This is a genomic window from Reyranella sp. (assembly GCF_050185545.1).
Taxonomy (GTDB): Bacteria; Pseudomonadota; Alphaproteobacteria; order Reyranellales; family Reyranellaceae; genus Reyranella.
In genome coordinates, this window is sequence record NZ_JBFWZI010000049.1 from 13,839 (window position 1) to 38,006 (window position 24,168).

The 24,168-nt window shown below is 65.5% G+C and carries 30 protein-coding genes; 26 read left to right on the plus strand and 4 right to left on the minus strand.

Features of this window, described 5'->3' with window-relative positions; genetic code table 11:
• From AB7O82_RS15700 to AB7O82_RS15740, 9 genes are all read left to right on the plus strand, one after another.
• On the plus strand, positions 1–237 hold a 237-nt coding region (locus AB7O82_RS15700), incomplete at its 5' end, for a hypothetical protein (protein ID WP_428619749.1).
• Positions 238–265: 28 nt separating this feature from the next.
• Positions 266–457 carry a hypothetical protein gene (locus AB7O82_RS15705; protein ID WP_428619750.1) on the plus strand — a complete coding sequence of 64 codons (192 nt, stop codon included), beginning with the start codon at positions 266–268 and terminating at the stop codon, positions 455–457.
• 74 nt (positions 458–531) lie between these two features.
• A complete protein-coding gene (locus AB7O82_RS15710) occupies positions 532–1,296 on the plus strand; it encodes a hypothetical protein (protein WP_428619752.1) in 765 nt (254 codons plus the stop codon).
• 86 nt (positions 1,297–1,382) lie between these two features.
• Positions 1,383–1,682 carry a hypothetical protein gene (locus AB7O82_RS15715; protein ID WP_428540744.1) on the plus strand — a complete coding sequence of 100 codons (300 nt, stop codon included), beginning with the start codon at positions 1,383–1,385 and terminating at the stop codon, positions 1,680–1,682.
• Between the two features lie 615 nt (positions 1,683–2,297).
• Positions 2,298–2,519 (plus strand): hypothetical protein, encoded by a 222-nt coding sequence (locus AB7O82_RS15720; RefSeq protein WP_428540750.1) that lies wholly within the window; start codon positions 2,298–2,300, stop codon positions 2,517–2,519.
• A gap of 137 nt (positions 2,520–2,656) precedes the next feature.
• Positions 2,657–3,076, plus strand: a complete 420-nt coding sequence (locus AB7O82_RS15725) for a hypothetical protein (RefSeq protein ID WP_428619753.1) — start codon at positions 2,657–2,659, stop codon at positions 3,074–3,076.
• A 161-nt stretch (positions 3,077–3,237) separates the two neighbouring features.
• On the plus strand, positions 3,238–4,014 hold the full coding sequence (locus AB7O82_RS15730; protein ID WP_428540756.1) for a hypothetical protein: 777 nt from the start codon (positions 3,238–3,240) through the stop codon (positions 4,012–4,014).
• On the plus strand, positions 4,005–4,325 hold the full coding sequence (locus AB7O82_RS15735; RefSeq protein WP_428540759.1) for a hypothetical protein: 321 nt from the start codon (positions 4,005–4,007) through the stop codon (positions 4,323–4,325). The genes AB7O82_RS15730 and AB7O82_RS15735 overlap by 10 nt, the downstream gene beginning before the upstream one ends.
• Positions 4,322–4,792 carry a hypothetical protein gene (locus AB7O82_RS15740; protein ID WP_428540762.1) on the plus strand — a complete coding sequence of 157 codons (471 nt, stop codon included), beginning with the start codon at positions 4,322–4,324 and terminating at the stop codon, positions 4,790–4,792. Before AB7O82_RS15735 ends, AB7O82_RS15740 begins: the two co-directional genes overlap by 4 nt.
• On the opposite strand, the gene AB7O82_RS15745 is transcribed toward AB7O82_RS15740, so the two are convergent.
• A complete protein-coding gene (locus AB7O82_RS15745) occupies positions 4,689–6,584 on the minus strand; it encodes a bifunctional DNA primase/polymerase (RefSeq protein WP_428540765.1) in 1,896 nt (631 codons plus the stop codon). The two genes, AB7O82_RS15740 and AB7O82_RS15745, sit on opposite strands and share 104 nt — an antisense overlap.
• Positions 6,585–6,637: 53 nt before the next feature.
• Here AB7O82_RS15745 and AB7O82_RS15750 point away from each other — a divergent pair, with 53 nt between their 5' ends.
• The 17 genes from AB7O82_RS15750 to AB7O82_RS15830 all read left to right on the plus strand — a co-directional run bounded on the left by AB7O82_RS15750 (position 6,638) and on the right by AB7O82_RS15830 (position 18,340).
• Entirely contained in the window at positions 6,638–7,090 is a 453-nt protein-coding gene (locus AB7O82_RS15750; protein WP_428540768.1) for a hypothetical protein, read from the plus strand.
• Positions 7,091–7,100: 10 nt separating this feature from the next.
• Entirely contained in the window at positions 7,101–7,409 is a 309-nt protein-coding gene (locus AB7O82_RS15755) for a hypothetical protein (RefSeq protein ID WP_428540771.1), read from the plus strand.
• A gap of 196 nt (positions 7,410–7,605) precedes the next feature.
• Positions 7,606–7,809: an endonuclease VII domain-containing protein gene (locus AB7O82_RS15760; protein ID WP_428540774.1), complete on the plus strand. Its 204-nt coding sequence runs from the start codon at positions 7,606–7,608 to the stop codon at positions 7,807–7,809.
• Positions 7,800–9,434: a DEAD/DEAH box helicase gene (locus AB7O82_RS15765; protein WP_428540777.1), complete on the plus strand. Its 1,635-nt coding sequence runs from the start codon at positions 7,800–7,802 to the stop codon at positions 9,432–9,434. Before AB7O82_RS15760 ends, AB7O82_RS15765 begins: the two co-directional genes overlap by 10 nt.
• A 32-nt stretch (positions 9,435–9,466) precedes the next feature.
• Positions 9,467–9,688 (plus strand): hypothetical protein, encoded by a 222-nt coding sequence (locus tag AB7O82_RS15770; protein ID WP_428540780.1) that lies wholly within the window; start codon positions 9,467–9,469, stop codon positions 9,686–9,688.
• On the plus strand, positions 9,685–10,326 hold the full coding sequence (locus tag AB7O82_RS15775; protein WP_428540783.1) for a hypothetical protein: 642 nt from the start codon (positions 9,685–9,687) through the stop codon (positions 10,324–10,326). The genes AB7O82_RS15770 and AB7O82_RS15775 overlap by 4 nt, the downstream gene beginning before the upstream one ends.
• A gap of 9 nt (positions 10,327–10,335) precedes the next feature.
• Complete coding sequence (locus AB7O82_RS15780; RefSeq protein WP_428540786.1) at positions 10,336–10,524, plus strand: hypothetical protein; 189 nt, start codon at positions 10,336–10,338, stop codon at positions 10,522–10,524.
• Between the two features lie 9 nt (positions 10,525–10,533).
• Complete coding sequence (locus tag AB7O82_RS15785; protein ID WP_428540789.1) at positions 10,534–11,709, plus strand: DUF2800 domain-containing protein; 1,176 nt, start codon at positions 10,534–10,536, stop codon at positions 11,707–11,709.
• The gene (locus AB7O82_RS15790) at positions 11,706–12,134 is read left to right on the plus strand and encodes a hypothetical protein (RefSeq protein ID WP_428540792.1); all 429 of its coding nucleotides are present in this window, start codon (positions 11,706–11,708) and stop codon (positions 12,132–12,134) included. Before AB7O82_RS15785 ends, AB7O82_RS15790 begins: the two co-directional genes overlap by 4 nt.
• A gap of 51 nt (positions 12,135–12,185) precedes the next feature.
• Positions 12,186–12,899: an ssDNA-binding protein gene (locus AB7O82_RS15795; protein WP_428540795.1), complete on the plus strand. Its 714-nt coding sequence runs from the start codon at positions 12,186–12,188 to the stop codon at positions 12,897–12,899.
• Positions 12,900–12,962: 63 nt separating this feature from the next.
• Complete coding sequence (locus AB7O82_RS15800) at positions 12,963–13,196, plus strand: hypothetical protein (RefSeq protein WP_428540798.1); 234 nt, start codon at positions 12,963–12,965, stop codon at positions 13,194–13,196.
• 88 nt (positions 13,197–13,284) lie between these two features.
• Positions 13,285–13,557 carry a hypothetical protein gene (locus AB7O82_RS15805; protein ID WP_428540801.1) on the plus strand — a complete coding sequence of 91 codons (273 nt, stop codon included), beginning with the start codon at positions 13,285–13,287 and terminating at the stop codon, positions 13,555–13,557.
• 1 nt (position 13,558) lies between these two features.
• Positions 13,559–15,664, plus strand: coding sequence for a hypothetical protein (locus tag AB7O82_RS15810; protein ID WP_428540804.1), 2,106 nt, complete (start codon positions 13,559–13,561; stop codon positions 15,662–15,664).
• Complete coding sequence (locus AB7O82_RS15815) at positions 15,661–15,981, plus strand: putative PDDEXK endonuclease (protein WP_428540807.1); 321 nt, start codon at positions 15,661–15,663, stop codon at positions 15,979–15,981. The genes AB7O82_RS15810 and AB7O82_RS15815 overlap by 4 nt, the downstream gene beginning before the upstream one ends.
• A 1-nt stretch (position 15,982) precedes the next feature.
• Entirely contained in the window at positions 15,983–17,221 is a 1,239-nt protein-coding gene (locus tag AB7O82_RS15820; RefSeq protein ID WP_428540810.1) for a hypothetical protein, read from the plus strand.
• Positions 17,222–17,367: 146 nt separating this feature from the next.
• Complete coding sequence (locus AB7O82_RS15825) at positions 17,368–17,772, plus strand: hypothetical protein (RefSeq protein ID WP_428540813.1); 405 nt, start codon at positions 17,368–17,370, stop codon at positions 17,770–17,772.
• Positions 17,687–18,340: a dATP/dGTP diphosphohydrolase domain-containing protein gene (locus AB7O82_RS15830; protein ID WP_428540816.1), complete on the plus strand. Its 654-nt coding sequence runs from the start codon at positions 17,687–17,689 to the stop codon at positions 18,338–18,340. The genes AB7O82_RS15825 and AB7O82_RS15830 overlap by 86 nt, the downstream gene beginning before the upstream one ends.
• On the opposite strand, the gene AB7O82_RS15835 is transcribed toward AB7O82_RS15830, so the two are convergent.
• The 3 genes from AB7O82_RS15835 to AB7O82_RS15845 form a co-directional block, all read right to left on the minus strand.
• On the minus strand, positions 18,303–18,497 hold the full coding sequence (locus AB7O82_RS15835; RefSeq protein WP_428540819.1) for a hypothetical protein: 195 nt from the start codon (positions 18,495–18,497) through the stop codon (positions 18,303–18,305). The genes AB7O82_RS15830 and AB7O82_RS15835 overlap by 38 nt on opposite strands.
• Positions 18,494–19,654, minus strand: a complete 1,161-nt coding sequence (locus AB7O82_RS15840) for a hypothetical protein (protein WP_428540822.1) — start codon at positions 19,652–19,654, stop codon at positions 18,494–18,496. Before AB7O82_RS15840 ends, AB7O82_RS15835 begins: the two co-directional genes overlap by 4 nt.
• 72 nt (positions 19,655–19,726) lie before the next feature.
• Positions 19,727–24,163: an LPD38 domain-containing protein gene (locus AB7O82_RS15845; protein ID WP_428540825.1), complete on the minus strand. Its 4,437-nt coding sequence runs from the start codon at positions 24,161–24,163 to the stop codon at positions 19,727–19,729.
• Positions 24,164–24,168: the final 5 nt, after the last annotated feature.

Below are 24,168 nucleotides of genomic sequence, written 5' to 3' on the forward strand. Positions count from 1 at the left end.
GAGGAACCGAAAATGACCGCACGCCCATTCCCCGACAAGAGCCAGCTTGAAACGCTGGAGCGCATCGTGGACGCTACGTCACTGGAGAACGTCACTGCTGCCCTGGCCGGCATTGCCGATGCGAAGGCCGATCACATTCGCATCAACTGGCAGGACAAGTTGCTCGCGAGGGAATGGGACAAGGCGTCCGCCATTCTCCTTCGCGCGGCCAATCGCATCAACAGCATCGGCGCCTAGCGCCCGCTAACCGAAGGAACCGAAACCCATGGCCAAGGCAAAGCGCATTCGCAAGTATCTGACCGAGGCCGGCGCACATCGCCGCGCCAAGGCGTTGAGCATTCAGTTTCCGGCGGGCATGTTCCATATCCTGCCGCACCCGCATGATCCGTTCCGCTATGCCATCGCCAGCTTGCATGAGGACGGCAAGGGCGGGACGTTCTACGCCTATTGCCTGTGAGAGCTTCGCGCAGGGGCGCTTGACCGCAGGCGCCCTCACGCGGCACTCTCCGCCGCCCAAACTGAGGAACCAAAATGGATACCGTTGACACGATCAAACACGCGAGCGGCCTAATTGCCCGCATCGAGTACGACCAGGATTGCCCGCAGCCATACGAGGACGACGATGGAACGCGCATCGTTATCCTTGCCCGCCACTATTCCGACCCGGCTAGGGGCGCTTGCGGGTCCACGCCCGAGGACGTGGCTGAATGGGTGAAGGAGAATGAAAGCGACTGGTATATCTTCCCGCTCTTCATGTTCGAACATAGCGGCGTGGCGCTTTCTATCGCCGATTTTGGCGACCGTTGGGACAGCGGCCAAGTCGGCATTATCGCGCTCAAGCGTTCGGAGTGGTACGACACGAAGACCGCCGAGGACAGCATCCGCAAGAGTGCCGCGCTGGTAGCTGAAGAATTTGGTCGGTGGATGAACGGCGAGTGCTTCGGCTATGTGATCGAGGACGAAGACGGCGGGCACGTCGATAGTTGTTGGGGCTTCATCGGCATGGACTACGCCATGGAACGCGCCCAGGAAGAGCTTGAACGGAAGGCCGAGGCCTATCAGCCCCGCACCAAGCTGGCGGACATCGGGGAAGCGATTGCCGCCTACCGCTCGCCCGACGATGTTGGCCTACCCATCCCCGAGCAGCTTCGGCTTATCGCCGACCGGATGGAAGAGGATGCACCATCAATCTCAATGGAGGAAACCGGCTACGATGAAAACGCCGGCTTCATGGGCGGGCAGTCCGCCGACGAACTGGCGCACTCCCAGGCGGAGGCGATGAAGCTCAAGCGTTAACGTCTCGGTAAGAGCTTCGCGCTAGGGTGCTCTCCGCAAGAGAGCATCCGCCGCGGGGCTTTTCCCGCTAACCCGAGGAACCAACAATGGCACATTTTCGTGGAACAGTGCAGGGAATACGCGGGCAGGCTTCCCGCCTTGGCAGCAAGGCGAGCGGCCTGGAAATTACCGCAAACGGCTGGGATGGAGGCGTGACCGTGCGCCTCTATGAGCGCAACGGCAAAGACTGGGCGCGCATCACTCTGACCGGCGGCAGCGGCTACAGCGGCGCGCAATTCGACATCTTCAATGGGCCGATCGACGGGGAGGCCCGCGCCGTCCTCTTGCGCACGCGCCCCACAGATGCGCACTCACAGCTTTGGCCTGGCTTCGCACCTGGCGCCTGAGAGCATCGCGCTTCTGGCGTGTCAGAGACGCCAGCACGCGGGGCTTTCCCGCTAACCGAGGAACCGAACATGACATCACGCATCACCTATACTCCCCGCGCCGCGCGCAGCGGCCGGGGGCCGGCAATCGAGCCCGTCACGATTGTCACCCGCTGGCCTTGGCCCACCTGGCCGCAAGTCGTCGGCGCCGCGCTCGCGGGCGCTGCGCTCTATGCTCTCGTGGCGGTACTCACATGACTCCGGCAGAGAAAGCAATCCAAGACAACGGCTACCGGCTGGATCGTCGCGACACGTTCGCCGCTGCGGCTTCATTGCCACTTGTCCACCGGGCGGAGGCGTACCCTGGCGAGTGGGTGTTGTGGGACCCTAACGACGACGAGGATGGATACATGATCGTTGGGGACGATCCAGAGGAACTAGGCAGGGAGTTTATTTCTCATTTTGGAGACTGGCTGTTGTGAGCCCGGCGCGACGGAGACAGCTCGCGGACAATCGTGCCGCGCTCGGCTGGAAGGAGCGGCAGGCAGTCGTCATGCCGTCGCTCGACCTGTCCACCATGGCTCGGCCGCTCGCAATCCTCGCGGCGGTCGCGGCCCTAGCCTACTGGGTGCTCACATGAAACTCTACCTGCTGGAACGCGGCGCGCTCTCGCTGGTGCTCGCCAACAAGAAGCCCGCTAAGGCACTCGGGGAGATATGGGGCAAGGCAGCGTACACCCGCCTGTCCGTCCTCAAATTCACGCCTACGCGCGACACGCTGACGGCCCTTTGCAATCGCGTTTACGTAGGCCCCGGCATTGTCGCCGAGGAGCTTGACCACTGGCCCAAGGAGGGCTAGACAAGGATCGGCCCGCGCTGGTTGGTTCCTCGCGCGGCGCCCAGGGACGGGGAGGGCTCGACAATTTATGCGGCTCTCCCCGCACCCCACCAACAGAGGATCGCATGGCAGACGCCCTTACCGATACCGTTCGCCGGATGACCGACGAGAAGCTTGCCACCTGGCAGGCGCGGGCGTTCATCGCGGTGCAAGACCCGGCTCTGCGCGGCCAGTGCCCCGGCTGTGGCTTCCGCATCCTGCGCCTGGTGCTCCGCGCCGCCCTCAACATGCACACGAGCATCCCCGGCAAGATCGAGGTGCCTACGCTGGGCGACAATGCGATCATTTCGCTGACCGGCTCGGTCTGGACCCGCTGGACCGACGAGCGCGTGAGCGAGCCCCGCCCCATCTGCACAGCCGACGAGCTTACCGCTGCGGTCGCCTGGCTCTTCGTGGTGATCGACGCGACGGCCAAGGAGCAGGAGGAAATCCTGAACACGATGCACGCCTGGATCAGCCGCGACGAGCGCAAGATGTCCGAGCACATCGAGCGCCAGCGCGAGAGCTGGAAGCACTGACGTGGACGCTGTGTGCTTCGCTCTTGGGATCAGCCTTTTTGTTGTTGCGCTCTTCGCCATGGTCGGCTGGCTATGATGCGCGCCGTCACCATCGCGTTCCTGCTGGGCTGGTGTCTCACCCTGCCCACCCTCACCATTCTTCAAGCCATGGGAGTTCTGCCGTGAAGAAGATCACAAAGAAAATTGCAGCTAAGGTTTTGGAAGTCGTGGATTGCGGATTGTCTCATGGCGTCGGCATACCCGAGCCGGGCAAGATGTGTGTCGAGGCGGCTGTTTGCTATGCTCTCGGCCTGCCTCACGGAGACGACCCGCAGTGCGTCTCGCCAGCCCTCCGACAGCTCAAGATCAGCCTGAACGACAAGTGCTGGTCCTCCCCGATGGCTCGGGCGAAGGGACTGCGCCGCCTCGCACTCGCCCAGCTTGGAAGTAAGGGCGTACTCGATGATAGCGAGTTCGCCAAGCGGGTTGCTGAACTCGCTATCCGCTCCTCGGTCCCGGTCGCCCTTCGTGCTGCCGCCTCGATCCACAAGAACGCCGAGCACCGGCAGAAGATGCTGGATGCTGCGGCGCGCTGCGAGAAGAAGGGCACGAAGGCCGCCGCCAACGCCGCCTACGCCGCCTACGCCGCCGCCTACGCCGCCGCCACCGCCGCCGCCGCCAACGCCGCCTACGCCGCCTACGCCGCCGCCTACGCCGCCGCCAACGCCGCCTACGCCGCCTACGCCGCCTACGCCGCCGCCACCGCCGCCGACAACGCCGCCTACGCCGCCGCCGCCGCCACCGCCGCCGCCTACGCCGCCGCCGCCGCCGCCGCCGCCAACGCTGCCACTCGCGACAGGTCGCTCGCTGAGTTCGCTGAAGGCGTCGTTCAGATCCTCATAGCCATGGGTGCTCCCGGTTGCCAATGGCTTTACCTGACGGAAGGGGAATGGAAGTGAAAGAGGACCGCACGTCGCCGCTGCTCGAACTGCTGGATCAGCGTTGGAACGACATTATTAAGGACATCCCCGACCCGACGCGGGATCGCCCCGCGCGCCGCCCCTTCTATCCCACGCAGGCGCCGCTCTACGAAGCGGCCCGGCTGCACGGGGAGGCGGACGCCAACGACCCGTTCGCCGCGGCGCGGGCGCTCCACTACATGCGCCAAGGCTATTGGCTGCCGAGCGACGTGAAGGCCGACGCGCTCCGTCGCACATCAACCCGTCGCGCAGAGGGCGTGACCTTCCCGGCTGTACAGGTGGCAGCATGACCAAGTGGAACGAAATCCTGAAGCCCGAGAACCAGACCGCCGACATCGCGGGCGTTGTGATCGAGGCGGTCAAGGACGCCATCGCCCGGCGCCCTGGCGCCCCCTTCGGCACCATGGCGTTGATCGAGGTTATTTACCCCGAAGCCTTAGCCAAGGGGGAGGGCGTCGCCGCCCGCCAGCGTCTCATCAAGATCGTGCAGCAGCTCGGGAAGTCCGGCGCCCTCGCCGGCTACTGCTCGCGCGGGGAGCCGCGACCAGGCAAGGCGCACATGCGCAACAAGATGGTGCGCCCGTGGCTGTGGCACGCCTACATCGCGCCGCCCGAGAAGGACGCGCTCGATCGCGCCGCCGACGCTGCGGGGATTACTCGTCTCCAGGCTCAGAAGTTTCTTCAGGTGTGGGCTGAGACGCCAGCCACCACAGAGAGCCGTGCTTCAGACCCTGCTCCTCCGCCGCCCGCATCTTAGGGTTCATGCCCCGGCTCTTGCTTAGGAGCCGGGCTTTCCACGTCGCGTCGGTCTCGTTCGGACCCTGCGGCCAGGCGGTCTCCATCACCACCTTTCGGGACACCCCGTTGTCTTCGCCGTAGGCGTTCAGCTCTTCGAGCGCGCGGCGAAGATCGAGCATGTCCTGATCCACCGACATCACCTTGCGCCGCTTGTCGTCCTCGCGGTGCTTGCGCCAGCGGAGCACCGGACCATGGGGGGTCTCAAGCAGCTCGGTCCCGAAGCGCGCGTTGTTGCCGCGGGCGTGACGCTGGAAGTCGTGGTGTTCATCGAGCAATCCGGTTCCGTCGAAGTTGCCCATGGCCGCCGTGTTGCCACGGATGCGCCCGCCGGTCACCGGCGTGTGCGCCAGCGTCAGCAGCGAGCACTTGAAGGTGCGCATTATCGCCCGCGCCATGGCGTCGTATCCGTTTGCGCTGGCCGCGTCGTTCTCATCGAGCATGTGCAGCGAGCGGCTGAAGGTGTCCATGATGAGGAGCACGGCTTCGGTGATCCCGCCGCCGACCAGCAGCTTGACGTAGGCGTCCAGCTCCTCCTCGCCGCCGCTGACCTTGGGCAGATCGCTGACGTGGTAGAAGGGTGCCTCCACGTCGAGCACGGCGCGGTCGTGCAGCCACGCATCGACGCGCTGCTTCAGGTAGGTCTCACCCTCGCTCGACAGGTAGATCACCGGCCCTGGCTTGTGGACCTTGAGCTGGCCCAGCACGGGCAGCCCGTAGGCCACGCTCATGCCGATGTCGAGCGCGAGCATCGACTTGCCCTGCTTCGGGGCGCCGACGATCGCGAAGTTCTCCCCCTGCATGATGATCCCTTCGACCAGGGGCACGGGGTCGGGCAGCGCCAGCAGCTCACGCACGTTGCGGAGCACGGGACCGCGCGCTTGTTCACTGCGAGGCTCCACCGTCGTGTCTTCCGGCGCCAAGGTGCCGAGGATGGCGCCGAAGACTTCGGACGGTGGAGCGCTCGCGCTGGAGCCCATCGCGTTCTGAGCGTTACGACTGGCGCTATCGACCTTGATGCGCAGCGTCTCGTCATCCAGCGGCGGGACACACAGAGGGTTCCAAAGCTCCTGCATGAGCCGGAGCGAGAGATCGGGGTCGCAGCCGAGATCGCGCAGCTCGCACGCCACCTTGAAGGCGGTGTTGTCGCGCGTGCCCTCAAGCACTGGCCCCATGCGGGAGAGATGTTGCCGCGCCCGCCGCTCGGCCGCCGCTTGGTCAACGTGTTCTGGCACGTCAGAAACTGGCGGGAGGTGCGAGCGCAGCTTGGCGTCGATCCACGGCGGCAGCGGCGCCGGGTCGATGTCGATTTCCGTGCGGTAAGGTTTCCCGTCAACTACAGAGGGCGGGACCAGCACATAGCCACCCCGCCCTCGCGTATCCACGCCGTCGCCCAGCTTCTTGACCGTGCTCGGCAGCGACCCCTCGTAATAGAGGTGGAGGCCGCCACGCGGCGTTCGCACGGCGTAGGTCTCGGGCACGCCCCGGTGCTCGCGCACCAGGCGGGTCCATGCGTCCCATCCCTCTTTGCCGTCGAGATCGACCACGGCCCAGCCGGCGCGCTCGGGCACCACGCCAATGTTGTAATCAGCCTCGGCCCACCAGGCATTGATCTGTTCGATGTCAGTGGTGGAGCGCAGGAAGCCGTTCTCGACGGCCGGCGGCTTCCCGTTTGGAACGCACGGAAAGACAGGGATGCCCGCGGTCGCGAGCGCAAGAGCTTGTCGGTGTCGTTCGGAAGGCTGGCTTGACATACTTCTCCTCGGCCCGGTAGAAATAGCTCGCTCGCCGGGGGACTGTCAACTGCATGGCCGAACGACATCGCGTTGAGATCACGCCGAAGCTGCTGGACGCGATCGTGCGGGCGGAGACGCCCCGAGACTGGAAGATCATCCGCTCCCCGCATACTAGCGGCGCCACGCGGACCCCGCTGCGCCGCATCACCATCCCGGCGTACAAGCACGGCTACCGCGCGCTGTGGGTCTTCTTCCACGAAGTCTGTCACGCATTGCGCCTGGACGCGGGGGAGTTTCTGCTCCACGTCGGGCACGAAGCGTGGGGCACGACCAGCCTGGAGGAAACCATCGCGGAGAAATATGCGATGTTCATGTTGCAACGATACGGCTTCCCGATTACTCTCGCGGAGTTCAACCACGCAAAGGCGAACATACGCGTGAGCGTGAGGCGGGAGAGAAAGGCGGGCATCGCGATCCCCGCTGAAGTCGCTGAGTTCCTTTCCCTCCCATACATCGACGCATAGGAGCAAACCAATGAACCCCTACGGCCGCCCGAAGACCCGCCGCTCTGCCACTGTCCAAGACATCGTGGCCGGCACGAAGCTGTACAACAACGACCCGCGCGTCCCCGAAGAGGATCGCGTCATCACGGTGAACAAGATCGCCGGCACCGTCGCGAAGCCGCTTGCCCGCTACCGCACCAAGAGCGGCCGCATCGCGCACATCTCCTTCCACCGCATCTTCATGGACCAGCTCCCGCGCCACCAGGGCTACAACATCGTGCCGCCGGACGCTGAGAAGCCGTATTCGGCAGACTACCAGCTCGTCTATCCGGCCGCGTAGTTTCTGACGCGCCAGAATGAGAAAGCCAGAAACTCCCGAAGCGCGCGAGCGTCGCCTTGCTCGGCAGCGTCGCTATGCTCGCTCGCCCAAGGGGCGGGAGACAAACCGCCGCAAGCAGGAACGGAAGAGAACTCCCCCGCGTACGCGCCGTGACTGGCTCCGGCGGTACGGCATTACGCGCGACGATTACAACGCCATGGAGCGCGCCCAAGAGGGCCGTTGCAAAATCTGCCGGCGGCCGGCGGAAGAGGGGCAGTGGAAAGTGCTGCGGGTAGATCACGACCACGCCACGGGAAAAATCCGGGGGCTCCTCTGCCACCACTGTAACGTGGCGCTGGGGCATTTTGGCGACAGCCCGGAACTGCTGGAGCGGGCGGCGGAGTATCTGCGTTGCTCCTAGACTACAACCCCCGCACCCTTGCGTACTTTCTTCGCGTCAATCGTGGAGAGCACGACATCCGCGTGCTTATGCGGGATCACGGGCTTGACCTTTCGCTGCCGGCGAGCACCGCACAAGAAGCCGTGTTGCTGTCGCACAACCCCTACGCGGCGGCAGCCTTCGCCGGCTACGCCACGCCGCGCGCCCGCGCCGAGATGGGCCACATGCTCTCGGAGATCGAGGCGAGCTGGGCGCCCACCAGCAACGCCCACATCAAGGTGCCCTATGACAAAGAGCTATGGCCCTTCCAGAAGGCGGACATCGAGTACGCCCTCCGCCGCCCGCACACTCTTGTCGGGGACCAGCCGGGGCTCGGCAAAACTCCCATCGCGATTGCCCTTGCGAATGAGATTGGCGCGAAGCGCGTCCTCTGCATCGTACCTGCCAGCATCCGCCTCCAGTGGGTCGCCCGCATCCGCGAATGGACCACGATGCGCTGGCCCTACGTCATCCACCCCATCACCCACTCCCGCCACGGCGTCAACCCGAACGCCCAATGGACAGTCGTGAGTTACGAGCTGGCGCGCACCGAAGCGATCGGCCGCGCGCTGGCGAAGCTCGACTACGACCTGCTCATCATTGACGAGGCGCACTACCTCAAGACGGTGGACGCGACCCGCACCCGCGCCGTGTTCGGCGGCGGCACCAAGCTGACGTTCGAGCCGCTGGCGTCGAAGGCCAAGATGGTGCTCGCCCTCACCGGCACGCCGCTGCCCAACCGCCCGCGGGAGGCATACACTCTCGCCCGCAATCTCTGCTGGGACAGCATCGACTGGATGAGCGAGGACGCCTTCGTGACCCGCTTCAACCCCGCGATCCGTGGGGAGCGCATCGACCCGGTGACGGGGCAGGTGAAGGTGTATACCGACGAGCGCACCGGCCGCCACGCGGAGCTGCAAGCGCGTCTGCGCTCGCACTTTATGACGCGGCACCTGAAGCGGGACGTGATGCCGCAGCTCAAGCTCCCCGTCTATGACGTGGTGACGCTGGAGGAGACGGCGGCGGTGAAGGAGGCCCTGAACGCGGAGAGCCTGCTGCACATCGACCCGGAGAACTACGACGAGCACATCGACCTGTTCGGCGGCGAGATCGCGACGATCCGGCGCATGATGGGCGAGGCGCTGGCCCCGCAGATCGCCGACTACGTGGACATGCTGATCGACGGCGGCGAAGAGAAGCTGGTCGTGTTCGCCTGGCACCTGAGTGTGATGACCGAGCTGGAGCGGCGGTGGCAGAAGCACGGCGTCCTCCGCGTGGACGGCGGCACGTCGGCCGTGAAAAAAGATCGCTTGGTTAAAAAGTTCCAGAGCGACCCCCGCTGCAAGATCATCCTGGGCAACCTGCTTTCCTTGGGAACCGGCACCGACGGGCTGCAACACGTCTGCACGCACGCGCTGATCGCGGAGCCCGACTGGGTGCCAGGAAATAACATCCAGGCTTTCGACCGCCTTGACAGGGGCGGGCAGACGAGGCAAGTACAGGGGGACATCTTTGTCGCGCCCGGCTCGATCCTAGAAAAGATACTGGGCAGCGCGCTCCGCAAGTTGCAAGTCACCGACAAGGCACTAGACCGGAGAATTAAGTGAGACCAGCAGCTAGTTACCGCACCGCGCGGCGCATGATCTTCCGGCAGGAACCCGAGAAGGGCATCCGCGCCTGGCGCGATCACCCCTTCTACGCCATCACTCGCAACGTGATGCGCCGGGTCTTCGTGCCGCATCCCCGCACCGGGAAGCCACAATACGATAAACGCGGCCGTCTTGTCACCGTGATGAAGCGCGTCCCGCGCGTTCAGGCGGTCCACGTTTCCTTCAAATGGTCAATGGAGCAAGCACGATGAGCAAGGACATGGGCATTACCGGCGGCGCCGTCAGCTACGAGCGCTCGCGCAAGATCGCGGAGTACGAGAACAAGAAGGCGAGCATCACGTTCGCCTGCCGGGAGGGCGACGACGCCGTGAGGGTTGTCACCAATGCCTTGGCCTTGGCCATGAGCACGGTCCACACGGCGCTTGGTATCTCCGAGCCTATCCCGGTTCTCCTCACCGACACGGCCGTCGAGGCGCTACTGGACCGCGCCAACGCAGCGCCGGCCGAGAAGCCGACCACCACGCGCCGGCCGCGCAAGCCGCCGACACCAGAAACTCCGACCCCGGCGCCGAGTGATCCGGCAGCCCTAACGGACGATACCAGCGGGCCGCAGACGGCGGGCACTGGGGCGGAGCCCAACATCACCAAGACCCCGGAGGACCGCAAGGACCCGGCGGCGCTCGACGCCGACTGGACCGGCGATGCGCCGGAGATCACCGACAAGGAACTGCTGGAGGCGTGCAATCGCGCGGCCTCGGTCGGCGGCTCCGCGGCGCAGCAGATCAAGAAGATCATCGGCGAGCTGGCCGGTGTCGGCAAGGGACCGGCGGCGATCCCGCAGGCAGCCCGCGCCGGCTTCCTTGAGAAGCTGAAGGCCATCAAGGCGTAGGAGGAACCGATGAAGATAGCCACAACGACGATCTCATTCTCGCAGGATGAGATCGAGGAACTGATCCGGCAGAAGGTGCAGGATGCGGTCACGGACAAGATCGACGCGCCGTATAGTGACCGCATAGGCGTACAGTTCAACCATACGGACGCCGGGGTCGAAGCGATCGCTTCCTTCGACACCGAGCTTCCAGAGTAGGGGGATACGGTGGGCGAGCGCGCGCACAGCCCCTTGGGGGCGTCGGGAGCAGAGAGGTGGATGGAGTGCCCCGGAAGCGTGGGCCTCCTCCAGCACCTCCAGCTTCCGCCGAGCGACGAGAGCGAGTTCGCAACGGAGGGCACCGCCGCCCACCACTTCCTTGAGACCTGCCTGCGGGAAGGTCTCGACGCTTGGGAAGTCGTCGGCCATGTGTACAAGGCGGACGATAAGAAGATCGTCTGCAACGTCGAGATGGCCGACGCGATCCAGCTCTTCATCGACACGGTGCGCCCGACCTTCGAGGGCGGTGATGTGTGGATCGAGACGCAGATCGACGCGCCCGACTTTCATCCCCAGTTCTACGGCACCGTGGACTGTGGTGTCCTCTGGCCGGGGGGTCACAACCCGGAGGGGGAAAGCCGCGTTCTCGACGTGAACGACTTCAAGTACGGCGCGGGGATCGCGGTGGACGCCTTCGAGAACCCGCAGCTCATGTACTACGCCTACGGGCTCCTGCGGAAACATCCTGATGTGGGTCTTGTTCGCATCCGCATCATACAGCCGCGCGCCTACCATCCTGACGGGCCGGTGCGCGAGTGGGAGATCAGCGCCGACGATCTCCAGATTTGGGCGGAGTACGAGCTGCGCCCCGCCATGGAGCGCACCGCCACCGACGCCTCCCTGTCGCCCGGCAAGCACTGTCGCTTCTGCCCCGCCAAGCTGGTCTGCCCTGCCATGGTCGCCATGTTCGGCGCCGCCGCTGCGGCCGACCCCAAGAGCGTGGTGGACCTGTCTGACGCCGCGGTAGAGGCGAACTACGAGGCTGCGGCCGCCGTCAAGAACTACCTCAAGGCGCTGGAGGAGGAAGCCTTCCGCCGCCTTTCCCTGGGCCGCCCGTTCAGCCTCATCAAGTTGGTGCCCAAGAAGGCCAACCGCGTCTGGAACCCTGGCGCTGCCGAAGTCCTGCGGGCGCAGCTCGGGGACGAAGCTGTGATGACCAAGCCGGAGTTCAAATCCCCGGCGCAGATCGAAGAGCTGGGCGGCCGTGCCAAGCTGCTGGTCAAGGAGTATGCCCACACGCCGGAGAGCGGTCTTACCGTGGCCCTGGCGTCGGACAAGCGCGTCGCCGTGAAGATGCGCGCCCCGAGCGAGACCTTCGCCGCCTTCGTGGAGAGCCAGAAATGAACACCGCACGCTTCTGGTTTGGCAACTGGGCGATCATGGCGACCGCCTTCCTAGTTCTGCTGGTTGCCGCCTGCACGCCGGAGCCGGCGCACGCGCAGGGGATCACGGGGCGCTGCATTCCCATCCCGAAGGAGGCAGCCCCGGTGGAGGAGCCCTTCAGCCCCGCCGCGCTGCACGAAGGGTTCCTCACTGGTGGCCCGGTAGTATGGTGGAGGCCGCTGGCGCAGGAGATTGTTGCCGTCTCCAAAGTCCAGGCGTTCATGCCGTACCGCGCAATCGTTGTCACCGAGCACTGGGAGCCCGGCGGATACCTGATGACCATTTACCTGATCTCCGTCAATCTGGATCGGATGTGCGGGATGCCCGACGTTCCCGCGAAGGCGTACTGGGACTGGAGAAATGCCTTGATCGGCCGTCCCGCCTGAACTAAGGTGCCGAAGCTAGTCATTAGCGTTCCCTAACCAAAGGTTACTCCCATGTCAGACAAGAACTCCTCCATCTTCACTCTCACTATCCCGGTCATTCTCGCCCACCCGGCGCTGTTCGAGGCCAAGCCGTTCACGGACCCTCGCACCGGCAAGCCGAAGGGCGAACCCAAGTTCGGCGCGAACTTCGTGTTCGAGCCGGACAGTGAGGACTTGAAGTCCATGAAGGCCCTGACGGCGAAGCTCGCCAAGGCGGCCCGTCCCGACATCGACCTGAAGACGATCAAGACCCCGTTCTCGAACGGCACGGTCTTGGCCGACAAGCGGAAGGCGAAGCTGGGCGACAAGTACACCGGCGACGCTGAGTTCCAGCGTGGCAAGGTGGTGATCGCGGCTCGGTCGAAGTACCAGCCCGTGCTCTCGCTGCTCGGCACGCTCGCGTTGCCGATCCACAAGGGCAAGGTGGTCAACGGCGTCCTCACCCTGGACGACCCCGAGCTGCTGAAGACGTACAAGGACAAGTTCTTCTTCGGCGCCAAGGTGCTCGGGGAGATCAACCTTGTGTGGTACGACGAGGTGAACAACGGGCAGCCCGGCGTCACCGCGTATCTCAACCAAGTGTTCGCCTGTGGCGGCGGCACCCGCATCAGCGGCCGTCGCTCGGGAGCAGAAGCTTTCTCCGGCTACGTCGGTTCGGTCTCGGCCGAAGACCCGACCGCCGGGAGCGACTGGTCCGGCGAAGTGGACGACGAAATCCCGTTCTAGGCTCGGAGCCTCACGACAACGGCGGGGGACCACGGCCCCCTGCCACCTTCCTCCGGGGGAACGATGGGAACGCTCGATGATCTCAAGAACAGCGTTGGGCTTGCCGGCATCGAGCACGCTCGTGATCTCTCGGACCTGCTTCTGATCGCCAAGCAGCGGCTCGACGCCGCGAAGACCGACAAGGAGAAGGCAGACGCCGCCCGCCAGGTGGCCGACGCCGAGTACGAATTGGAAAGGGCGGCGCAGGAGAACCGCGCCCGCTTTAAGCTCCACATCAACGGATGGACAGGCACATGAACTTCTTCGGCTACGTTCTTCTCCTCAGTGTATGGGTGCAGCTCCTTTTTGTGAATGTGCGCCTTGACGCCATTCTGGAGGTTCTACGATGACCAACGAACACCTGAGTGCCCTGTGGGCCGTCGCCAAGCGCGCCGAGGAATACGAGGACAGATGGCTCGATCTGCTCGTCACCGTCGAGCTGTGCCACCGCTGCAAGGCCGTCAGGCTCGAAGCTTTCCACGACGGCCGAAGCGCCGGGCTGCTTGTCAGTTGGGAGGAGTTCTTGGCCTCGAACGTGCCGGAGCTAATGCTGTTCGACCAGTTGGATCAGGTGATCCAGGTGCTCTTCGGGCCGGCGCCAGGCGAGGCCGTCAACTAGCATGGGCGTCACCTCTCACGTCATGGACTTCGAGACGGCCAGCGCCGCGGACCTGAAGGTTGTCGGCGCGTGGGCCTACGCGGAGCACCCGACGACGGAGGTGCTGTGCCTCTCCTTCGAGCCGCTGAACCCGTCCATGACAGGAGCGGCCCTGACGTGGTATCCGCCGCCCGCGCTCGACGCGCCCATGGAGGATTGGAACCGCTGGCGAGAAGTCAACGGGGAGCTGCACGCACTGCTCAAAGACGAGAGCGCCATGTTCGTCAGCCACGGCGACTTCGAGCGCGCCATCTGGCATCACATCATGGTGCCGGTCTTCGGCTTCCCGCCGATCCCGAACAAGCGGTGGAACGACACCATGGCGATTGCTGCGCAGAAGCAGCTCCCGCTCGAACTCGACATGCTGGGCCGGGCGCTCGGCCTCCGCCACGAGAAGGACAAGGAGGGGCGGGCGCTCACGATCTCCCTGTCGAAGCCAAACAAGAAGACCGGGATGCTCGACCGCCGCCCGGAGACCCTAGCCCGCGTCTATCAATACTGCGAGAGCGACATCGGGGAGGAGCGAGAGGCGCTAGACCGCCTCGGCTGGCTACAGCCTGGCGAGCGCCGCGTGTGGCTGCTCGACCAGAAGATCAACCAGCGCGGCATCAAGATCGACCGCCGCTACGTTCTGGCGTGCCAGAAGATTGTGGATGAAGCCACGGTGCCCTTGGCCAAGGAGTTCGAGGAGATCACCGGCGGGCTCGCCTTTACGCAGCGCGACCGCATCATGGGCTGGCTGGAGAAGGAGGGCGTCCACCTGCCCGACCTCACCAAAGCCACGATCGCCGGCGTGCTCGGCGGCACGGTGGACGACAGCGACGACGTGGCAGAGGACGACGGCTCCGAGACGTGGGAGATCACGCTGCCCGAGCACGTCAAGCGCGCCCTCCAGATACGCCAGCTCGTCGGCTCGGCCGCCATCAAGAAGCTCGATCGCATGGCCGTCTGCACCAACAGCGACGGCCGCGCCCGCGGGCTCCTCCAATACCACGGCGCCGGCCCCGGCCGCTGGGCAGGCCGCATCCTCCAGCCACAGAACTTCCCGCGCCCTACCGACGCCGTGCGCGGCAAGTCCGTGGACCTGATCGTCGGCACCTTGATGACCGGCGACTGGGAATATACCGAGATGATCCTAGGGCCGGCCGTCGAGGCGGTGGCCGGCGGGCTCCGCCACGCTCTGATTGCCGAGAAGGGACACACCTTTGTATCCGGCGACTTCTCCACGATCGAGGCGCGCATCGTGCTCGCGCTCGCCGGTCAGAAGGACAAGATCGAACTCTTCCGCCGCGCCGACAGCGGCGAGCGCCTGCCCAACGGCCTCAAGATCGACGCGTACAATGACATGGGCGCCCTCATCTACGGCGACCCCACGTTCGACCGCAAGAAGCCCGAGTGGCAGGAGCAGGGCCAGATTGCCAAGAACACTGTGCTCGGCTGCGGCTTCGGCATGGGGCACGCGAAGTTCCACTCGCGCTACTGCGCGCACCAGCCCGTCGAGTTCGCCAAGGACGTGATCGACACCTACCGCAACGACTGGGCGCCGACCGTCCCCGACTTGTGGAAGGGTCTGGAGGCTGCCGCCCTGCGCACCGTGCAGACGCGGCAGCCGCACGAGGCGTATGGTGTGACCTACGCGCTCGAAGGCGGCTGGATGACCGCGCGCCTACCCTCCACACGCAAGCTCTACTACTGGAACCCGCAGCTCGTGAAGCGGCTCATGCCGTGGCAGGACCGCAACGGCGCCGATGTCTGGCGCGAGTGCTGGACCTACCAGGCCCGCAAGATGGGCCAGATCAAGACGATCGACGCCTACGGCGGGCTCCTCACCGAGAACGTGGTTCAGGGCCTCGCCCGCGATCTGCTCGTGGCCGCGATGTTCCGGCTTGAGGAGAACGGCTTTCCCCTCGTCTTAACCGTCCACGACGAAGCTGTAGCCGAACCCATGGGTTCGTCGGTTGACGAGAAGGCATTCCGCGAGATAATGATTGAGGGCACGGCGTGGTCCCGAGAGATCGGGCTGCCGGTCAACAGCGAAACCTGGGTCGGGGACCGATACCGCAAATGAAGAACTCGCGCGCCAAGGGCAAGGCTGGGGAGCTGGAGCTGGCAAAGAAGCTCCGCGAGCGCGGCTATGGCGCCCGGCGCGGGCAGCAGTTCAAGGGCGGCGCCGACAGCCCGGATGTCGTCGGCCTGCCGGGCTTCCACATCGAGGCCAAGCGGGTAGAGGGCAAGACCAAGGGCGTGTACGCCTGGCTCGCCCAAGCAATTTCTGACGCGTCAGAAGGCGCGACGCCGGTGGTCATGCACCGTGCCAACGGCGAAGAGTGGGTCGCGATCCTGCGGCTCGATGATTTCCTGAACCTCCTATGGACGGGTGAGTAGAATGGCACAAGGCACAAAGCTGACCGACGACGAACTCCGCGAGCGCCTGCGGCTCCACGAAACCCTCGGGGTGAAGGCCGCCGCGCAGCAGCTCGGCGTATCCACCCGTAGCCTTCTAGCCGCAGTCTCGGAGGCCAAGAGCCGCAAGCTCGGCAGCGCCGGGGCCTCCGAAGAGGCGAAGCTACGCACGAAGGTGCAGACGCTCACTGCCGAGCTGGCCGCCATCAAGCGGGACAATGTGACCGCGGAGCAGATCAGGGAGACGATCTACGGCCTCTCCGCGCAGACCCCGACGCCGCCGACGTGGCTGGCGCCGTCTGGCAAGAAGGGCAAGTCCTCCGGCGTGCCGGTGGTCTTCTGGTCCGACTGGCACTGGGGCGAGCGCGTCTTCGCCGACGAGGTGGGCGGCGTCAACGAGTTCAACCGCGCGATCGCCAAGGAGCGCGTGAAGACGTTGGTGGACACCACCATCGACCTGACCATGAACCACATGACGATCCCCGACTACCCCGGCATCGTCGTGATCCTGGGCGGCGACATGATCTCCGGCGGCATCCACGACGAGCTGCGGGAGACCAACGAAGGGCCGCTCCAGGTGACGCTGTTGGAGGTGCAGGAGCAGCTTATCGCCGCCCTCACCGTCATGGCAAACACCTACGGGCGCGTCTTCGTCCCCTGCGTCGTCGGCAACCATGGCCGCATGACCCACAAGCCGCGCGCCAAACACCGGGTCTTCGAGAGCTACGAGTGGAACCTGTACTGCCAGCTCGAACGCCATTTCCGAGACGATCCGCGCATCCAGTTCCTGATCCCGTCCGAGGCCGATGCGCACTTCGCCGTCAACGGCCACCGCTTCATGCTGACCCACGGTGACGCGCTCGGCGTCAAGGGCGGCGACGGCATCATCGGGTCGCTCGGGCCGATCGCCCGCGGCACCATGAAGGTAGGCCGCAGCGAGGCCCAGGTGGGCCGGGACTTCGACACCCTGCTGATCGGCCACTGGCACAGTTACATCCCCCGCGGTGAGGCCGTGCCGGTCATCGTCAACGGGGCGCTGAAGGGCTACGACGAGTACGCCCGCCTCTACCTCCGCGCCCGGTACGCGCGGCCGTCCCAGGCCCTCTTCTTCGTGCATCCGAAGTACGGGATCACCGCGCAGTGGCCGATCTACCTGGAGCCCCAGCGCAACACCGACGCAAGCCGCGGAGCTGCCTGGGTGACGTGGGAGACCCGCAAGTGAAGTACGCCCTCCCGGTAGTGAACATTATCGTCGCTCTTGGAGCCTCCGCAGGATACATGGTGGTGGAGGGCGATTGGAGACGGGCAATCTACTGGGCGGCAGCCGCCGTCATCACCGCCTCGGTCACGTTCTAAAGGAGCACGGCCATGCGCATCGCACTCGACTTCGATGGAACGTACACACTGGACCCGCTGGCGTGGGACGCCTTCATAATTGCCATGCAGCGGGCCGGCCACCTCGTGATGGTCGTCACCCTGCGTGCCGCAGACGCCGACCAACTGGCGCTGGAAAGCCACTTCTATTCCATCGGCTGCCCAGTGATCTACTGCGATGGGCAACCTAAGCACACTATCCTGAAGGAAGACTACGGATACGTCCCCGACATCTGGATCGAGGACGACCCCCGCAGCATCCACGAAGGCTCCCGCCTCAACCCCGAACAGCTCGCAGCATGGAGAGAGAAAGATGTCCACAGGAAACCCCGCACTGAACGGCCCATCGCTGACCACTTTGGTGCCGTCCCGAGGCTCCAATCGCGCCGTGCTGTCTGAGGACAGCGGCGAGCGCAAGCGGACCCCGATCGCGTCCGGCGTGCTCGACTACTTCCCCGACGCCTTGGCCGAGATCGCCAAGGTCTCGTGGCATGGCAACGAGAAGCACAACGCTGGCGAGCCCCTGCACTGGGCGCGAGAGAAGTCCACGGATCACGACGACTGCATCATCCGGCACTTCCTCCAGCGCGGGCAGCGCGACAAGGAGGGGCTGCGGCATTCGGCCATGATGGCGTGGCGGGCGCTTGCCTACCTCCAACTGGAGATCGAGGCCGACCGGAACCGGGCGGTCACGTTCGAGGACGCGGAGGAGTACACAGACGCCGGCGCCGGTCTTCCGGTCGAGGATGAAGCGAACCCATGGAGGGCCTGGCGGCCACCCGATCACGCCCGCTGGCCGGCTGGCCCGGTGTCTGGAGAGACGCGTGTGGAGGTGCGGTTCCGTAGCGGAGCCACTTCGGTAATGCCGGCCGGTAACTGGTCGTGGGCCTTTGACACAGAATGGAACGGCTTGCCCAACCGTTTTGACATTATCGCTTGGAGATACGAGACCGAACCCACTGAATAGCCGCTCGCCCCGTCTTGCTCTCGGCAATCTGGATCAGATACCAGACAATGCCGAGAGCAGCGGCGATCGCCGGCAGCCAGCCCACCAGGGCGGCAACGATCCCGGCCGCCGCCGCCGCATCAATGCCCGCTCGGACCTGATTTAGATGCTCGTTCATGCCCATGTCCCCTTTGGATTGCTGGTGAGGGGCTGGAGTTCGAAGAACGTGCCGATGCCCACGGTTGGAACGCCACCAGGAGCGACGCTGTACTTGAACTGAGGGATGAGGGTGCCGGCGGCATTGATGACGATAAGGCCCTCCACCTCGATCACCGTCACCTCGGTCGCGCTCGTGCTCGCCGCCTTGACCACCACTGCCGTGGCCGCAGCGCCCTTGATGGCCGAGTGCTCCAGCAGCGCGCCGTCGTCGTTCTCGTTCGCCTTCGCGATGTAATTGATCGCCGTGATCGTTGCGGTGCCGCCGAAGAGGATCGCGGTCGTGTGGCTGGTGGTGCCGGCGGCGCGCGTCAGGAACAGCCGGCCCTTGAACTTGTAGGCGGCGCCTGCGGCCACGGAGACAGCACCCGCGGTAGGGAACCACGGCTGAGCGGTGTCCACGTCCGTGCCGGCCGCAGTGCCAGTCAGGTACTTGCTCTTGGGCTGCTCGGCGGCCGCGATCGCGCTGGTCGCCGGGTTCAGCAGCTCCCACCACGGGGTCGTGGCGTCATAGTGGAAGCGCAGCAGCATCTCGTGGCCGGCGCCGTAAATGTCCCCGATCGCCAGCGCCTGAGCGCCGAGCTTCTTGATGATGCGGGCGGTGAAGGTGTCGGGGGAGAACGTCGGGGCCGTGGTGGCATTGGCCGCACCGGCGCGGACGCCGACGAGCAGTCCGTCCTGCGCCTCGTCCAGCTCCCCAAGCGTCGGGTCGAAGGCGCAGGTGATCGCGTCGGCCGTGCCGGTCGCCTCCGCCCACTCGGCGGTCGGGACGCGGAACTGCGACTGCGGGTTCATCAAGACCCAGGTGCCGTCCGACGCGTGATAGCGGTACAGAGCCTCCGCCGGGATGTCGCCGGGCTCCAGAGGCACGCCGTAGCCCTTGACGATGGTATGGGCACCGAGGCCGTCCGTGTTTAGCGACGGCGTGGTCGTGGCGTTGGAGAGGGTATGGCGAACGCCGACCGTCAGGCCGTCCGTGAGGGCCGTCAGCTTTGGTGTGAAGGCAGCCGTGACCACATCGGCAGTGCCCGCCGCAGCGGCCCACTGCACAGCAGAAAGCGTCGCGGCAGCCGCCGTCGAGCTTTCAAGTCCGCGGGAAGTAAGTCGTGGTCCGGCCATAGCCCAGTCTCCGCTTGACAACGGCCGTATCCAGGGCGGGGGCCAAAGTCTAGGATAGGCGAGGGTTCCCCGCTAGTCAAGCGCGCCGAGCACTGCGTTCCCGTAACGTGCCGCCACAAAAATGCGCTGGTTGAGCGCGTCGGCCCACAGGCGCTTCTCGTCGTCGGTCATGTTCGCGGTGGCGTAGATGCGCTCGATCAAGTCCTGGTTGTTGCGGATCGCGCTCTGGATGCTGGTCAGGCGGATGAAGGCTTCCTGCCGGGCAGCATCCTTGATCTCCTGCACGTTCTGCCGCTGGAGGGCCATGCGGAAGTCCGCGGCGGCCGTCTGAAGGCGCTGGACGCCCTGATAGAACTGATCAAGCTCCTGGCCGGCGCCGGGGTTGCGCACGAAGAACATGCCCACGAGCGGAACATCCGCGAACTCCTTCGGCGGCTTTCCTTCCCCTGGGTTGAACATCCGCAGGAGAGCGAGCGGGAGGGCGCCGCTCCACGCCTTGATGTAGTTCTCCACCACGAGCGGGGACACATCCGCGATGTTCATGTTCGGGCTGCCCAGCCAGCGGGCCAGCTCCTTAGCCGTCTCTGTCGTGTTGGGGTAGTACTGCATGTAACCCGACAGCTCCTCCATGGACACGGGCACCAGCGAGCGGCCGGAGACGTGGTTGAAGTTCGTCGCGTGCTCGAAGAACGGCGTGACCATCGTTGGCTGCCACGGCGGCACGAGCTGCGACTTCAGGCTGTCGTCCAGACCCTCCATGAAAGACTGATCTGAGAAGATCGCCTGCATGGCGCGCTCGGTCACAGTGGCAATGGCCCCAAGCTCCCACGGCTTGCGGATTTTGAAGCGGACCCCGTTGATCGGCGGGCTGACCCAGTAGAGATCGCGCATCCACTGCGGGAGGTTGTCGTACTTTTCATGGTCGGGCAGCGCCGCGTCGGCGGCCTTGTTGATCGCGTAGTTCAGCACGGTCGGGATCACGAACGCGGCGCTGATCTTGAGAGCCCAGGCAACCGGCCGCTCCCGCATTCCTCGAAGCGCGGCACCAAGACCCTTCATACCGGCGCCCATGAAGGGCACGATGCGGGTCCAGGTGTGGACCCACTGGGCCTGCGGGCGCTCGGCGTAGTCGAGATAGACCCGGCGGGTCTCTGCCGCCGCCTTGAGCGGGGAAAGCCCCGCCTTCTGTGCGCGGACGTGGTAGCCGGTGCGGGCCAGAGCGTCGAGCGAATGGAGGAGGCGGTAGGCAGCCTCGAAGGGGTGCATGTCCACGGTGCGCTTCGACCCCTTGTCCATGACAAAGCGGGTGAGGACGTTGGGGACGTTGGCACCATACCCCGTCTCGTCCCACATCCGGCTGATCTGGTTCTCGACGTACTTGTGCTCGATGTCGGCCATAGCCGCGCCGGCACCGCCGTTGCGCTCCCATTCGCGGAGAGCCCTGCCGCCCTGGAAGCGGTCGATCACGCCCAGGATCATGTCGTGGAACGGGAAGCTGGCGTGCGGCGCGGCGACGATCGAGAGCTGGCCGTAGGTGGTGGTACGCAGGGCGAAGATGGGGTCGCCGATGACGCCGAGGCGGGCGCCGGTGGCGAACTTCGCCATGAGATCGGCGATGTAGTTGGTCTCACCCGGAATGAAGTTGCGGATGATCTGCGCCACGTCGGCGTCGATCGCCTCCCAAATCTCGGGCTTACCGTCGCGGAAGACAAGGAACTGGTTGTCTCGCATGTTGCGGCTGAAGACGCGCTCGGCCAGCAGGGGGGCGAGAGCTTCGAGAGCTTCCTTACCCAGCGGAATGCCGTTCTCGTCACGGATCACGCCGGCTTCACGGATGATGTCGTCGTAGGAGACGTTGCGGACTTGGCGCACGATCGGCGTGCCATCCGCGTCCAGTAGCTCCCCTTCGAGGATGCCGCTTTCGATCATCCGCTGGCCCGCCTTCTGCGGCGTGGAGAGACGCAGGCGGTCGCCGGCAACGGCACGCGTCAGCTTCTCCAGCAGGGAGAGGTGTGCGCGGTTCCGGTCAGCCATGGCCAAGATGATCGTCTTGTTGGCAAACTCAGTCTGGAGCGGGTTCTGGATTTGCTGGTCGCTGCCCTTGATGCGCTTGACCGGCTGCCGGGTGCGGAAGCCACCGCCGCTGCCAACGGGCTGGGGCGGCACATAGTCGGGATCGGCCACGCGCCAGAAGTTGATGTGGTGCCGGTTCAAGTCCTTGATCGCTTCGGCGCGATCGGCGCTGAACACTTCCGCGTCGCGGGCGTAGTCGATGTCCGCCGCCTTATTACGTTGGAGGATCGCTTCCCCGCGCTCGTACTTTGAACGGCCCAGCTCCACCAGGCGCGCGGTATCCATGGCTTCGAGCCCAGGCGCGATGTCGATGCCCTGCGCCAGCTTCTCCTGGTGGCGAGCGGCAAGGCGCCAGGCGAGGAAGCCCTCGATGTTGCCGCCGTCCTCCTTAACTGCCTTGTATCCGGCGATCCAGCTATCGTTGCTGGTCTGCACAACGCGCTCGGCCGCGGCATCCCAGCGGATCGCCCCGTGGCGCACCGTGTACGCGGCGCGGTCCTTCGAGGCATAGGTCTGCCGGTACATATCCTCGACGTTCAGCGCGCGGCTCTTGGAGAGGCCGAGAGCGGCGTCGAGGCTGCGGGCCGGACGAAGCTGGCCCTCGAACGATGCGAAGATCAGGCGCGGGTTCGTGAGCCATTCGGGGAGGCGCTGACGCGCAGCCGGGGCCACGGTGTCGAGCACCTTGGCGGCGAGCATGTCTTCCGTGAGCTGGAAGCCCGGCGGGAGGCTCCGTGGCTGGCTCGGGTCTGGCGGGATGATCTCTGGCCCGCCGGGAGGCGTACCGCCGCCCTTGCCCCCGCCAGCGCCCTCCGGCGGCAGGATTTCACCTTCGAGGATCGCCTTGTTGCTAGGCGGCATGTCGCTGGCGCTGCGGTCGCCCATCAACTCCAGCACGCGGTTGGCCTGCGCGGCGTTATACCCTTGGTTCTCGATCACCCCCAGTGCCTCGGCGGTCTGCATGTACTTCTGCACGGGCAGGGGCAGGCGCTCGAACTTGCGCCCGCTGTTTATCCAGCCTCGCGCGAAGTCGTCGCCCAGTCGGTAGGAGACCAACGCATCGCGAGTGTTACCGAAGACGCGGAGACCATTGGCGAGAAGCGTGCGCGCCTGATTGGCCGCGGGAAGGCCGGGGTCGAACTTGTAGGGCAGCGCAACCTCTGCCGAAATGTCAAAGTCAGGGCGACCAGTGACCGCCTCATCCAGCGCACGAACGCTTGCGACAATCTCGGGAGGAAGAGCTTCAGCCATCTGCTCAAGCGACGGCCGAACGGTCGGCGTGGGTGTGCCGTCAGCGGCAGGCGGAGGTGGCTCGGTGGTAAGGCGCCCATCAGCATAGTGGTACTCCTGGCCGTCGATCGTCACGGTCGGCTTGTTCGGTTGCGGATTTACTTCCGTCACAGTGCGCGGATCAGTGGCGCGCGGAGGATCGGGGACGCGGATGGCGTCGAGCCCCGGTGTCACAAGCGTGCCGTCCTCGGTCGCCGGGGCCAGGATTTCCTGCTTGAGCACGGGATCGGCGGCAGCCCGCTGCACCGCTTCCTGCGGCGAGAGCCCGGTGCGAACGTAGATGTCTTCGAGGTTGGAGCGCACCTGCATCCCTTCGCGGGTGTAGGTCCAGCCGCGCGCCGCCATGGAGCCAGCGCCGGCCCCGAGCGCCATCACAGCAGCAGCCACGAAGTCGTCTCGCGTGGGGAGCTGGCCGTGCAGTCCGGCGCCCACCATCGTGCTCGTGCCGGTGAAGGTGGCGATGTTTGCAAGCTCGCCTGCGATACGACCGCCCACTACCCGGGTAACTGCTTGGCCGGCGAACCCGCCAGCGATGCCTCCCGCTGTCGAAGTCATCGTCTCGATGGCGGTGCCGGTGGCGATACGGCCAGCGATCGAGAGCGCGTCCTGCGGATCGGCCGGGCTGTCGGGGCCGATGAACTCACGGAGGATTTGCCGGGTCGCTCCAGTGGCGGCGCCCTGTGCCGCAGCACCGCCGGCAACCATCGCAACCGGGCCACCGGGGGCGCTCGCAATGGCACCCACGACGGCAGCCGGGACGGCGACAGGGGCGTCCGACAGGAACTGCCCGAACACCATCTTGGCGGTGTCCCACCAGGACGGATTGCTCGGCATCATGGCGTCGCTCCGTCCGCCGGTGAGTGCGTAGCCCGTCAGGCCGCCGTTGAAGCCCGCCCAAAACGGGCTGATCTTCCCCTGCCCAAGAGCAACCCGCTGCTCCGGCGTCATGCTGTCCATATTGCCTTGAACGAAGCCCGCCACGGCCGACCCGTCAGCAGGCTGGGGGTCGCCGAAGAAGCGACCGATCTCCTCGTCGCTGAAGCCGCCCTCGGTCAAGGCCCGACGACGCTCCTCTTCCCACAGCAGGATTTCGGTTGCGGAGTAGCCGGCGGCTTTGAGGGCGTCGCGCTGTTCGTATCCAAGCATGGCCG